This window comes from Solitalea longa (assembly GCF_002920915.1).
Classification (GTDB): domain Bacteria; phylum Bacteroidota; class Bacteroidia; order Sphingobacteriales; family Sphingobacteriaceae; genus Solitalea; species Solitalea longa.
In genome coordinates, this window is the sequence record NZ_PQVF01000011.1 from 1 (window position 1) to 12,990 (window position 12,990).

At 37.6% G+C, this 12,990-nt stretch carries 13 protein-coding genes; 10 read left to right on the forward strand and 3 right to left on the reverse strand.

What is annotated here, in order from left to right:
* The first annotated feature begins 68 nt into the window (after positions 1-68).
* Positions 69-419: a GIY-YIG nuclease family protein gene (locus C3K47_RS14900; RefSeq protein ID WP_103790110.1), complete on the forward strand. Its 351-nt coding sequence runs from the start codon at positions 69-71 to the stop codon at positions 417-419.
* A gap of 10 nt (positions 420-429) precedes the next feature.
* Here C3K47_RS14900 and C3K47_RS14905 read toward each other — a convergent pair whose 3' ends face one another.
* A complete protein-coding gene (locus C3K47_RS14905) occupies positions 430-966 on the reverse strand; it encodes a GNAT family N-acetyltransferase (RefSeq protein ID WP_103789956.1) in 537 nt (178 codons plus the stop codon).
* A gap of 154 nt (positions 967-1,120) precedes the next feature.
* On the opposite strand from C3K47_RS14905, the gene xth reads away from it, so the two are divergent.
* Positions 1,121-1,915 (forward strand): exodeoxyribonuclease III, encoded by a 795-nt coding sequence (gene xth, locus C3K47_RS14910; protein WP_103789957.1) that lies wholly within the window; start codon positions 1,121-1,123, stop codon positions 1,913-1,915.
* A gap of 48 nt (positions 1,916-1,963) precedes the next feature.
* Here the strand turns inward: xth and C3K47_RS14915 are convergent, their stop codons facing one another.
* Positions 1,964-4,180 carry a helix-turn-helix domain-containing protein gene (locus C3K47_RS14915; protein ID WP_103789958.1) on the reverse strand — a complete coding sequence of 739 codons (2,217 nt, stop codon included), beginning with the start codon at positions 4,178-4,180 and terminating at the stop codon, positions 1,964-1,966.
* A 191-nt stretch (positions 4,181-4,371) separates the two neighbouring features.
* On the opposite strand from C3K47_RS14915, the gene C3K47_RS14920 reads away from it, so the two are divergent.
* The 3 genes from C3K47_RS14920 to C3K47_RS14930 all read left to right on the forward strand — a co-directional run bounded on the left by C3K47_RS14920 (position 4,372) and on the right by C3K47_RS14930 (position 6,792).
* A complete protein-coding gene (locus C3K47_RS14920; protein ID WP_103789959.1) occupies positions 4,372-4,944 on the forward strand; it encodes a hypothetical protein in 573 nt (190 codons plus the stop codon).
* 365 nt (positions 4,945-5,309) lie between these two features.
* Positions 5,310-5,798 carry an Lrp/AsnC family transcriptional regulator gene (locus C3K47_RS14925; RefSeq protein WP_103789960.1) on the forward strand — a complete coding sequence of 163 codons (489 nt, stop codon included), beginning with the start codon at positions 5,310-5,312 and terminating at the stop codon, positions 5,796-5,798.
* Positions 5,776-6,792 carry an EamA family transporter gene (locus C3K47_RS14930; RefSeq protein WP_103789961.1) on the forward strand — a complete coding sequence of 339 codons (1,017 nt, stop codon included), beginning with the start codon at positions 5,776-5,778 and terminating at the stop codon, positions 6,790-6,792. The genes C3K47_RS14925 and C3K47_RS14930 overlap by 23 nt, the downstream gene beginning before the upstream one ends.
* Positions 6,793-6,843: 51 nt before the next feature.
* On the opposite strand, the gene C3K47_RS14935 is transcribed toward C3K47_RS14930, so the two are convergent.
* Positions 6,844-8,760 (reverse strand): M1 family metallopeptidase, encoded by a 1,917-nt coding sequence (locus tag C3K47_RS14935; protein WP_103789962.1) that lies wholly within the window; start codon positions 8,758-8,760, stop codon positions 6,844-6,846.
* A 164-nt stretch (positions 8,761-8,924) separates the two neighbouring features.
* Here C3K47_RS14935 and C3K47_RS14940 point away from each other — a divergent pair, with 164 nt between their 5' ends.
* The 5 genes from C3K47_RS14940 to C3K47_RS14960 all read left to right on the forward strand — a co-directional run bounded on the left by C3K47_RS14940 (position 8,925) and on the right by C3K47_RS14960 (position 12,925).
* Positions 8,925-9,500 carry an AraC family transcriptional regulator gene (locus C3K47_RS14940; protein ID WP_103789963.1) on the forward strand — a complete coding sequence of 192 codons (576 nt, stop codon included), beginning with the start codon at positions 8,925-8,927 and terminating at the stop codon, positions 9,498-9,500.
* A gap of 194 nt (positions 9,501-9,694) precedes the next feature.
* Entirely contained in the window at positions 9,695-11,923 is a 2,229-nt protein-coding gene (locus C3K47_RS14945; protein WP_103789964.1) for a heavy metal translocating P-type ATPase, read from the forward strand.
* A gap of 89 nt (positions 11,924-12,012) precedes the next feature.
* On the forward strand, positions 12,013-12,219 hold the full coding sequence (locus C3K47_RS14950) for a heavy-metal-associated domain-containing protein (protein WP_243392562.1): 207 nt from the start codon (positions 12,013-12,015) through the stop codon (positions 12,217-12,219).
* 44 nt (positions 12,220-12,263) lie between these two features.
* Positions 12,264-12,515 (forward strand): DUF6364 family protein, encoded by a 252-nt coding sequence (locus C3K47_RS14955; RefSeq protein ID WP_103789966.1) that lies wholly within the window; start codon positions 12,264-12,266, stop codon positions 12,513-12,515.
* Positions 12,515-12,925, forward strand: a complete 411-nt coding sequence (locus C3K47_RS14960) for a type II toxin-antitoxin system VapC family toxin (protein ID WP_103789967.1) — start codon at positions 12,515-12,517, stop codon at positions 12,923-12,925. Before C3K47_RS14955 ends, C3K47_RS14960 begins: the two co-directional genes overlap by 1 nt.
* Positions 12,926-12,990: the final 65 nt, after the last annotated feature.

The following is a 12,990-nucleotide window of genomic DNA, read 5'->3' on the forward strand; positions in this document are numbered from 1 at the left end:
GGGTCCTGGGTTCGAATCCCAGCGGGATCACAAAGGTTGTCAGAATCATCTGGCAACCTTTTTTTGTCATGCCACACATCTACATCATCTACTCTGAAAAAATTAACAAATACTATGTTGGAGCCTGTATTGATTTGCAACGAAGATTTTATGAGCACAACATTGGTCATTCAAAATTTACCAAGACAGGAATTCCATGGGTTTTAAAGTATACTGAAGAATTCTCTACCTTTTTGGATGCCAAGAGAAGAGAAACGGTTATAAAGAAGCAAAAATCAAGAACATATATTGAGCAATTAATTAAAGNCGCTGTTAGAACATCCCGATTTATCGGGAGGGTCCTGGGTTCGAATCCCAGCGGGATCACAAAGGTTGTCAGAATCATCTGGCAACCTTTTTTTGTTATGCCACACATCTAACTTATTCCTCTCATTTATTGGTAACCGTCGCGTCCTTTTCAATAACATAGATAAAATTCAGCTTAGAGGGTTCGCCAAAATAAGCCACTTCCTGCTCACCAACCTTTTGGGCTCCTATGCGGGTAATAGCAATTTGCGAGCGTATATTGTTAGCTCCAATATGAAAATATACCCGATCAACAAACTGAAATGCATAGTCCAACATCAGTTTTTTTACTGCCTTGTTAATACCCTTGCCCCAATATTGCGTAGCATAAAACGTATATCCGATTAAAACACTATTATCCTCTTGGTTATAATCGTAAAAACGGGTACTGCCCACTGCCCTATTTATAGTTTTATCAACTATTTTAAAAGCTCCTTTACTTTGCAGGGCGCCTTCAAAGAATGTTCGAAAAACATCCTTTTTCCAACGGTCTTTATTCGGATGCTGCTCCCATATTTTAGGATCAGAAGCTGCAGCATACAGTTCATCAAAGTCGGTTTCAAGTAAAGGAAATAGTATTACCTGTTCGTTTTCTAATGTAGGTTGTGTATTAAATGTCATAGACGATATAAAAAAAGCTAAAGCCAAAAAGTTTTCAAACAATTGTTTTTATGCCCTAAAATAAAAAATCATGAATGTGAAGTACCTAAAGAATTCATGATTATTTACACAAAACCCTGAATACATTGTTATTTTTGATATTCATCCACTCAATATGCTTAACAACTCAAGCTCAACCCGCATTGCTACGTATAATGTTAACGGCATTAGTGCCCGACTGCCTGTTTTACTCAAATGGTTGGAAGAAACCCAACCTGATATTGTTTGCTTACAGGAACTGAAGGCTATTCAGGAAAACTTTCCGGAAAAAGCAATACGAGATTTGGGTTACAATGTAATTTGGCATGGACAGAAAAGCTGGAATGGCGTTGCTATATTGGCCTATAATGAAGAAATTAAAGAGATAAGGCGAGTTTTGCCGGGTGATCCGGAAGATGTGCATAGCAGATACATTGAGGCCTTTGTTGGAGATCTATTAGTTGGAGGACTTTACCTTCCAAATGGCAACCCAGCTCCGGGACCAAAGTTTGATTATAAATTAGGTTGGATGAAACGATTTGAAACACATACGAATGAATTGCTCAAACAAAATGTACCGGTTGTATTATGTGGAGATTATAATGTGATCCCTACAGAAAAAGATGTTTATAAACCCGAACGCTGGGTTGATGACGCCCTATTTAGGCCCGAGTCAAGAGAAGCTTTTCATCAGCTAACCAATAAGGGATGGATAGATGCATTAAGAAAGCTGTATCCTGATGAAACGATCTATACTTTTTGGGATTACTTTCGAAATGCCTATGGAAGGGATGCTGGTTTGAGAATCGATCATTTTCTTATCAACCCGATGCTTGAAAACAGGTTAATTAAAGCGGGCGTTGACCGCCATGTTCGTGGCTGGGAAAAATCAAGTGATCACGCCCCTGTATGGATTGAACTGGCGAAATAATGATATTCTGAGTAATAGAATTCATCTTCTTCGACCCTATTAAAACACTTATTTGCCAGCTGTTTGTGTTGCCTGCCAGTAGGCAACAGCTACTTTTATCTCGGTATAAGAAAAATTAACTCCCAGGTTTTCCTTTAAAACGCCGAGGGAAACCGAGCTGTTTGCTTGAATAGATTTAAGGATAGGTTTCAGTTTTTCTTCGGAAATCAATTCTTCTACCTTAATTTCTCCGGTTGCAATAAAAGATGCTAAATGTCCTTCAATTGTCCCTTCGGTCATGTTCCGTTCCGAGGCGATCTCAGTTATACTTTTGCCACCCTTAAACAACTCTAAGCTAATGAGCTTCGTTTCACCTTTTGGAGTCTTGGTTGGAGCCTTTTCAACTTCTTGCTCAATATCATTACTTTCCACATTGCTTTTTATTTCTTCCAAGAGCAATGATGCATCGATACCTTTTGATAAACCATGAGCAATTAATTGCGCCGCCTTTATCAGTTCAGTTTTTCTAAAGATGATTTTCCGAAGCTGCTTTAAGCCGGCCAAGTATTTCACCACCCTTTTCTTTTTGCGGGTTTGATTAATATGATCGTCAAGAGCATCCAGTATCTCGTTTATTGAACCACTGAAATAAACTGAGGCCTTGTCAATTCGTTCATTAAGCTGACGATAGTTATCACTTTGCGCCTGCACCAGCAACTGCCCCAATTGCTTTACAAATGATTCGGCCACCTTTTGTTGAGCAATGGCAGTTTTATACCATTTTTCGGCCAAATCAGCAGCTTCGGTTTTATCTGCAATTAGTCCGCCTGCCAAACTATTATAATGCTGTTCGAGATAATAAACCAGCTTATTCCAATCAAAGGTTTGCAACAAGAGTGCATTTATGTAGCTGGCCCGATCATTCTGCAATTGATGAGTGATGGTGCTTTCATCAAACTCCTTCTTACAAAACGCAATTACCCTATTGTCATTTAAAACTGCTTGAGCCGTTATCTTCGACAATAAAACCAACCCTTGCATATTAGTAAGCCTGCTTAGTGCTACATAAACTTGACCGGAAGCAAATGAAGCGCCTGCATCAACAATGGCTTTTTCAAAGGTTAATCCCTGGCTTTTATGAATGGTTACCGCCCATGCCAATCGAACGGGATATTGCTTAAACTCCCCCAACACTATTTCATCAATACGGTCGGTGTCGCTATTAAACTGGTACTTAACATTTTTCCACGATTCCTTTTCAAGCTCTATCTCATTTCCATTATCAAATACAACAGTAATGGATTGTGTGTTAATACTTTTTACAGTCGCTATTTTCCCATTGTAATACCTTCTGTTTTCGCCCTTATCGTTTTTAATGAACATGATCTGAGCGTTTTCCTTTAACTCAAGAACAGTATCTGCCGGATAGGCCTTATCATTAAAATCTCCGGTAACCTCCGCATTATATTGATAGGATTTTGCTGACAACATATTCAGCTCTCGTAAATTAATACTATTGGCCTTTGCCGTATGTGTGGTAAGGGTAATGTAATGCTCATTTTTAGGAGGCTGGAAATCGGGCTGATAATGCTGATGAAGTTGATCAAGATCAGAAGGCAACACTACATTATTTCGAATGTTATTAAGGATATTAATAAACGAAGTATCCTTTTGCCGATAAATCTTGGTGAGCTCTAAATACAGCGGCTCAGCCTGCTTTACCACATGGGCATCAAAAAAGAAAGGACTCTCGTAATAAGTTCTTAACACCTCCCATTCATCATTTTTTACTACTGGTGGCAACTGAAACAAATCACCGATGTACACAACCTGAACTCCTCCAAAAGGTTCCGGTCGTTTACGAACATATTTCAACACATTGTCAATGGTATCCAATAGATCCGCTCTTACCATACTTACCTCATCAATAACCAGCAATTCCATTTCCTGCATCAGTTCACGGCGGTCTTTACTGATCTTCAGGTTTTTCAAAAATGAATAGATGGTATTAAACCTCCCCTGATCTTTGTTCCAATACGGCTGGTTTATAGGCAAAAATGCTTCAAAAGGAAGCTGGAAAAAGGAATGTATGGTAACACCTCCCGCATTAATGGCCGCAACACCCGTAGGCGCTACGATCACCATCTTTTTAGGGGTATGCTGACTGATGTATCTTAAGAAAGTAGTTTTTCCTGTTCCGGCTTTTCCAGTAATAAACAAATGCCTGTTAGTTTGATTAACGAACTGAACTGCGTATTTAAAAGCTGAATTTGATGAATCGAACATTAAAGAGATATTCCTATAGTTAAAAGGTTAAAAATAAATGCTTATTCGCTGGATTACTCAGTTTTTTAAATATAATTCCATGTATTTCTTAAAATTTCGTTCTTTCAAGTTTGATTTTTTTAGCTTAAATTAAAAGAAACTACTACCAATCAAATAGTTACATCCTAATCAATCTAAAAAAATCTGCTGTTATGAAAAAACTACTCGCAATTGTATTCACATTAAGTTTGTTTTCAAGCCAGATAAAAGCTCAAAATAATGAAGTTTATATTGGCTATGGGTTAGGTTCAGTACAAGAAGCCAGCGAAACCTTTTCAGACGCATTCGTGGCCCTATTTACCGGAGAATCAACCGAAACTTCTGTAAAATTCGGACCAATAATCCTTGGTTATAACCATTATGTGAAACCCAAATGGACCATAGGTGCTCTATATTCAAACACTTCATTAGAAGGAAAAACCACAAGCAATTCCTCTTCTATTGATCTTTCTTACACCAGTACTTACAATATAATTATGGCGAGAAGTGATTATCGATACGTTAATAAAGAAAGGTTTCAACTATATTCCGGATTAGCTGCTGGTGTTGCTTTTGCCAAAGCTAAACCCATAAATGACTCAGACATTGAAACTTCATCTACCACTGAATTTGCTTTTCAGATTAATGCCATTGGTTTTCGTTATGGAAAAAAGATCGGCGTTTTTGGAGAACTGGGAGTTGGGTATAATGGTTTTTTATGCTTTGGAGTTTCTACCAAATTTTAATCAGTTCTATCTCTGGTTTTTTTTCATCGATTTTCCAAATTTTATTTTACTTCACACTGAAACACAGTTCATTAATTAGTCAAAGCAACACTTTAACAATCAGTAATTTTCTTTCATAAAAAAACTTAAAAAAATTTATTAAAAATATTTTGATAGTGTAAATATTACACTATCTTTGCTTCATATTCATAATACATAAATTGGTTGTAAGGAACTTCGCATCTCCCCGGTCGAGGTTCCTTGTTTTTTATACCTACCTCATCAAAGATCAACATCCTTCTCAAATTTGTTACAATTCTGTTTTTTGTCTTTTATAATGAATATTATTCTATTTATTCGTATATTAACTGAATAATATTCTACACATGTTTGACTTAGACGATATCGATTTAAAAATCCTTTCTTTAAAACAGGAAAATGCCTGTATCTCAAATTCAGAACTGGCAAAAGAACTGGGTATGGCCCCTTCGGCCATGCTTGAGCGGGTGCGCAAGCTGGAAAAAAAAGGTATTATCCAGTCGTACCACACCCGTATTAATCCAATCGCCTTAAATCAAAAATTATTGGCATTTATTTTCGTAAAGTCGTCCACTGCTCCAAACAGTTGCTGGCAGGATAATTCAATTAAAGATTTACCGGGAATACAGGAAGTACATCATATTGCCGGAGATGACTGTTTTTTGATTAAGATCAGAACTGAAGACTCTCAATCATTAGTTAAATGGATGCGGGAAGAACTAAGTAAAATTCAGGGCATTATCTCAACCCGCACCACCATCGTACTCGAAACCTTAAAAGAAACAACAAACCTAACTATTCCTCTAACACAAAATGAAAACGCTCAACAACATTAAAGAACCATCAAAAACACTTGTTTTTGCTGCTTTTGCAGCCATTTATCTTATTTGGGGATCAACCTATTTGGGTATCTCAGTGGCTATTCAAAGTATCCCTCCTATGATTATGGGCGGGATGAGATTTTTAATTGCCGGTGTTTTATTACTGGGATGGTGTTTTTACAACAAAGAAAAATTCCCTTCCAAAACAGCCATATTAAAAAGCTGTATCACCGGTTTATTACTGCTGCTTTGGGGAAATGGAGCTGTAATTTGGGCCGAGCAATATTTACCTAGCAGCTTAACGGCTATTGTGGTTGCAGGAGCGCCTTTATGGATGGCTCTACTAGATAAACGCGAATGGAAACGATCGTTTACGAGTTTACCCATTGTAGCCGGCCTATTGATAGGGTTTTCGGGTGTAATAATACTTGTTACCAGCGGTAATCAATCCACTCATTTTAGCTTACAAGATCATAAGCAACTGATGGGTCTTTTAGTGCTTTTAACTGGTTCTATAGCATGGGTAGGCGGTTCTTTATTTACTAAGTACTCTCCTACTGATGGATCTACTTTAATGAAGGTTAGCATTCAAATGCTGGTAGCCAGCTTAGCCTTTTTTACAGTTGCTGCCATAAGAGGTGAATATCAAAGCTATGATATCAGCCAAACAACCAATCAATCATGGTTGGCATTAACCTACCTGGTAACCTTCGGATCGTTAATCGGTTATTTATCGTATGTGTGGTTGCTTTCAGTTCGTTCACCTGCGCAAGTAGGCACTTATGCCTATGTCAATCCTCCTGTCGCTGTATTATTGGGCTGGTTGATTTTAAGTGAACCAATATCAGGTATTCAAACCTTTTCACTGGCTATTATTCTATTTGGAGTAATGCTGGTTAACAAAGGAAACAGCCAAAAAGCCAAGGCTCTAAAAAAGGAAACCGAAGAAAAGCCTCCAATGGCTCCAACTGATGAAATGAAGTTGGTTTTAGAAGAGGAAAAACAATAAACAAAAAGGCGTTGATTTAATTCAACGCCTTTTTCAATTAACACCAAATTTCTATTTAAAACTACCGGTTTTCACAGTCTGACCTTGCTCCCATTTATTATTCTCTCTTTGTTTATCAGGAGTAAATTCATCACCTATGGTTACACTTTTAACTTTCGCTTCAAAATACCCTTTAGCAATAAATTCAGTATTGCCGGCAGCCCATGATTCGGCAGTAAAGTGTTTTATCACTTCTTTCCCATTTTCGAGTTTAATAACTAAATGAATCGGCAACGGCAAACCGCCCTTGTTCTCAATAACAATAGACGTTTGCCCTTTTGTATCTAAAGAAACGTTATTAACGGATAAGTCAGGGTAAACCCACTCAAAGAACCATGGCCTCCAAAACCAATTCAGGTTTTTTCCGGTTGTATTATTGAAGCTATTAAAATAGTCATACGGCGTTGGATGCTTACCATTCCAATCGTTCATGTATTGATGTAAAGCCTTAAAGAATAATTTATCACCCAACATATCTCTAAGCACATGATAGCTTAATGCACCTTTACCGTATGAATTGGTAACATATGCAGAACCATCATAATTCTTGGTATTGGCAATCAATGGCATATCTGAATCACTACCCGAGATCTTCTCATAGCGGGTTTTACTATAAATCCCATCATCTTCAGGCTCACCCAACAACGCCGATAATACCGTTTCGCCTATTGAAGCCCAGCCTTCATCCATCCAGGCATATTGTGTTTCATTGATGCCCATATAAAACGGAAAATAGGTATGGAAAATCTCGTGTGTGGTTAACTGCACCGCGTATTTACGGTTAGGGCTTGGATTATCATTCACCATCATCGGGTACTCCATCTGGTCAGTTCCATCAACAATGGTAATTTGAGGGTAAGGGAATGGCACTTTTGGATATACATGGCTCATCAGTTCAACTGATTTGTTAGCAATATCCTGTACCTCAAAATAATCTTGGTGAATTTTATTATAGGCGGTATTCACCATCACACGGCGTTTGGTAACCGAATCAGCTAATACGCTACTTGCATCCCATAAATAATGATCGCTTAAAGCAAAAGCAAAGTCACTTACATTAGTTGCTTTGAATTTCCAGCTACCGGTAGGGTTTGCTGCAAACACGTTATTCTTTTTGTAATCGGTGGAATCAATAACATGAACGGTTTTATTGGTTGTTGCAGCTAATTTTAAACGCTCAGTAACGGTGGCGTTTAAGTTTTCTGCCCCGTTTTGTAAGTCACCTGTGGCCCATACAATAAAGTTCTTAGGCGCAGTAACTTCTACCTCATAGTTTCCAAAATCGTTATAAAACTCCTGAGTACCCTTATAACTCCACATGTCCCATCCATTTATATCATCATAAACTGATAGTCTTGGAAATGAATAAGCTATAAAAAACGAGCTTTCATCAATAGCACCAGTACGTTGCTGAGATCCTGTATTTACTGTATAATGCCATTTAATAACAAGTGTATTTTCACTTTTAGCAGCAACTGAAGTTGAAGGCGTCAACATTAAATTAGTCCCATAGCGGGCAGCTTTCTTATTGTTTTGAATGTCGCTGATCTGCTCTTCATTAATTTTCAGAAAATCAATTACAACGCCCTCATTCTCATCTTTAGGATCGATTTGAGTGTTGCGTTCAACGCCTTTCTTATAAAAATCAGGATACAAGCGAATGATCAGTCGGCTTAATGCATCCGGACTGTTATTAAAATAGGTTATGGATTCTTCTCCGCTTAACACTTTGGTTTGCGGGTCAAAATTCATCTTAATCTTATAATCGGCGCGGTTTTGCCAGTAATTGGCGCCCGGTTTTCCATTAACGGCCCGGGTGCCTTTTTCAAATGCCGATTTAATATTAACTGTTTGATAAAGCGCTTGTGAATTGGCGTTGTAAGCTGCTAAAGCAAGTATTCCCAGCAAACAAACTTTGTAAAACTTCATAAATGTTTTTATTTAACGTTGAGGTGAAAATAAAATATAAAAGCCGATTATTGCTCAATAAACCAAAACTTTTACATTTTGTAAAATAACTGACTATTGCCTCACAAAACCTATTTCATTATTAACCGTTAATTTATTGTCGGTTTATTTATTTTATCATAAAAATGCTTTTACGAATAAAAAATATGGTTTGTAACCGCTGTATTAAAGTGGTTAAAGATGAATTAGAAAAAATTGGCCAAACTGTTAATTCAATAAAACTCGGAGAAGTTGAACTGGATGACACGCCAAACGAGCATGAATTAGAACGTATTAAATCACTTTTAGAAGATAACGGTTTTGAGCTTTTGGAAGATAAACAAAGTAAGCTCATTGAACTTATTAAAAATATGATCATCGAGCTGGTGCATCGTAAAGAACCTGTAAATCTGCAAATAAATCTTTCCGATTACTTATCATCCACACTTAACGTCGATTACAGTTATTTAAGTAATCTGTTCTCTTCATTTGAAGGTATTACCATTGAGAAATACCTGATCTTACAACGCATTGAAAAAGCCAAAGAGTTAATTTTCTATGATGAATTAACGCTAAGTGAAATTGCTTACCAGCTTGGCTACAGCAGTGTGGCTCATCTTTCCTCTCAATTCAAAAAAACAACAGGACTAACCCCGAGTGAATTCAAAAAACTAAGAGATTCCAATAGAAAAGCGTTGGATAAAGTTGGTGGTCAGCAGTAGGCTGTATTCTGTCGGCAGTAACTGGTATGTACTATAACTGTAGACTGGGGACTTAGAATTGGGGACTGTCGACTGGAGACTGTCGACCGGAGACTGTGGGTCTCATCCAAAATCATATAAACTTCTCCCAAAATTGTATAAAGCTTTGCATGAGGTTGTGAGGTAGCTTTGTTCTATTACAAACTACATAGCTTATGCAAATCGATAATAGATCAAACGAACTTCTCAAAAAGGTATTTCCGGTTGAAGGAATGAGTTGCGCTTCCTGTGCCGTGAGCGTAGAAAGTATGCTTAACAATACTCCTGGAGTAGTAAAAGCTGAAGTAAATTTTGCTGCAAATTCGGTAGCTGTTGAATACAATGCTCATTTAATTTCCCCAGAGGTACTCAAGAAATCAGTACAATCAATCGGTTATGATCTTTTTATTGAAGACAATGCCAAAGAAGAGCAGGCAGAACTGCAGCATTTGAAATATCAACAGCTTAAAAAGAATACCATTTGGGCAGGCATATTAACATTACCGGTTGTTGTAATCGGAATGTTCTTTATGCATTGGCCTCCGGGAAACTGGATTATGATGGTTTTAACCGGAATTATTTTGTTTGTTTTTGGCAATCAATTCTTTATCAATGCTTTTAAACAGGCTAAACACGGCAGTGCTAACATGGATACACTGGTAGCTTTAAGTAGCGGGATAGCCTTTATTTTCAGTGCTATCAATACATTTTTCCCACATTTAATGCACCGTCCAGGCCAGCATACTCCAATTTATTTCGAATCGGCAGCAGTGGTGGTTACTTTCATTCTATTAGGCCGATTGTTGGAAGAACGCTCAAAGTCCAAAACTTCATCAGCAATAAAAAAATTGATGGGTCTGCAAGCTAAAACCGTTACCATAGATGATAATGGAACGGAGCGTGTGGTCGACATTGAAAACGTTCATCCCAATCAGATCATCATTGTTAAACCGGGCGAAAAGATTGCCGTTGACGGAACGGTTATAACCGGCACCTCTTATGTGAACGAAAGCTCCATTACAGGTGAATCAGTACCTGTCAGCAAAAACCAAGGGGATAAAGTTTTTGCCGGAACCATAAATCAACAAGGAAGTTTCAAGTTTAAAGCCGAAAAAATAGGTAAAGAAACATTACTCGGACAAATCATCAAACATGTTGAAGATACCATGGGTAGCAAGGCACCTGTTCAAAAATTAGTTGACAAAATCTCCGGCATTTTTGTTCCAATTGTGCTACTTATTGCCATTACTTCATTTACCGCCTGGATGGTTTTGGGGACCGATGATCAATGGTACCATGCAATTACAGCATTAGTTGCGGTATTGGCCATAGCTTGTCCTTGTGCCTTAGGCTTAGCCACTCCTACGGCATTAATGGTTGGCGTTGGAAAGGGAGCCGAAAACGGCATTTTAGTAAAAGACGCTGAAAGCCTGGAAATCGCCCGAAAAGTTAATGCAGTTGTCCTCGACAAAACCGGAACGATTACGCAAGGAACTCCGACAGTGACAGATTTTATTTGGCTGGAAAAGGATTTTGAAAAATATGCGCCCTTAATCCTTGGTATTGAACAGCGATCGGAACACCCGCTTGGGCAATCGATCGTAAGTTATCTCAAATCTCAGGAGATCATCAGTACAGAACCTACTGATTTTGAAAACATTTCGGGCAAAGGGTTGAAAGCGAAGTTCGATAACAAAGTAATATTGGTAGGAAATAGAGCCTTACTACAAGCCTTTAATGCTCCTCTTTCAGAAGATATTGCTCATCAAGCCCATCAGTTACAACAACAGACTAAAACAGTTTCATTTATCGCTGTTGATCAGGAACTGATTGCCATTATAGCCATTGCCGATAAAATAAAAGCCGGATCAAAAGAAGCCATCAATGAACTTCAATCAGCGGGTATTGAGGTTTATATGTTAACAGGTGATACTTTTGAAACGGCCCAGGCAGTAGCACAACAAACCGGAATTACCCATATAATAGCCGGATTATTGCCCACCGACAAGGCTGCTTTTGTAAAACAGCTACAAAAAGAAGGCAAAGTAGTGGCCATGTCGGGAGATGGAATTAACGACTCGCCGGCTTTAGCACAGGCCGATTTAAGTATAGCTATGGGCAAAGGATCTGACATTGCCATGGATGTAGCCAAAATGACCCTGACCTCATCCGACTTAAGGCAGATTCCAAAAGCTTTACGTTTGTCAAGTTTTACCGTAAAAACTATTCGTCAAAACTTGTTTTGGGCATTTATTTACAATCTTATAGGCATTCCATTGGCAGCGGGCTTGTTCTACCCAATTTTCGGATGGCAATTGAACCCAATGTTTGCCGGAGCCGCCATGGCGCTAAGCTCAGTTTCAGTAGTAACAAACAGCTTAAGGTTACAACGAAAAAAAATATAACGATTTAGTATTTACGATTTTTCATCGATCATTCGTAAATCTAAAATCATCAATCTAAAATTAAATAGTTCACCATTAACAATTCAATTATGTTACTGAAATTCAAAACAAACATCAAATGTACCGGATGCATCGCTACTATAACACCTGAGTTAAACGGATTAAAAGAAGTTAAACACTGGGAAGTAGATTTAGCTAGCACCGATAAAGTGCTCACTGTTGAAGGAGAAAATATTCAGTCTTCACAAGTGAAAGATGCTTTGAAATCTGTTGGTTACCAAGCTGAGGAGATTTAAATAATACGTACAAAAATTTAAATTTTACACGTATATTTATTAGCATGGATAGCAAACTCACCCTTTCAATTAAGAAGGAGATCATAGAAAAAGCGAAGCAATACGCCAAGCTTCAGAATACTTCTGTATCGAAGTTGATTGAAAATTATTTAAGCAAAGTTTCGGCTGATTCTAAAGATTTAAGTTCAGAAGCTCTCTCTCCTTTGGTTAAAGAATTGTCGGGAGTATTGAAACTTTCTCCTGAGTTTGACCTTAAAAAAGACTATGGTAATTATCTGGAAGATAAATACAGGTAATGGAGAGAATATTTATCGATACAGATATTGCTCTTGACTTATTGGCTAAACGAGAAGGATTTTACGAGTATGCAGCAAAGCTTTTCACTAAGTCAGACAAAGGGGAGATTACGTTATATATCTCCTCACTTTCTATTAACAATTTAAATTATTTGCTGACTAAACAACATGGACAAGTTGAAGGTCGTCGAATACTCAATAATTTCAGGTTATTGCTGAACATATTAAGTGTTGATGAAAAGATAATTGATTTGGCGCTCAATTCTTTGTTTTCAGATTTCGAAGATGCGATTCAATATTTTACAGCTATTGAAAACAATATTCATCTTTTAATAACACGAAATTTAAAGGATTATAAAAATGCTCAAATTACAGTAATGACTGCTGAAATGTATTTAAAGCTCCAGTAATTAATCTGATAGGCTTTATTGTTACATTAATTTATTAAGAGATCTGAAAAGAAAAATCATATTTT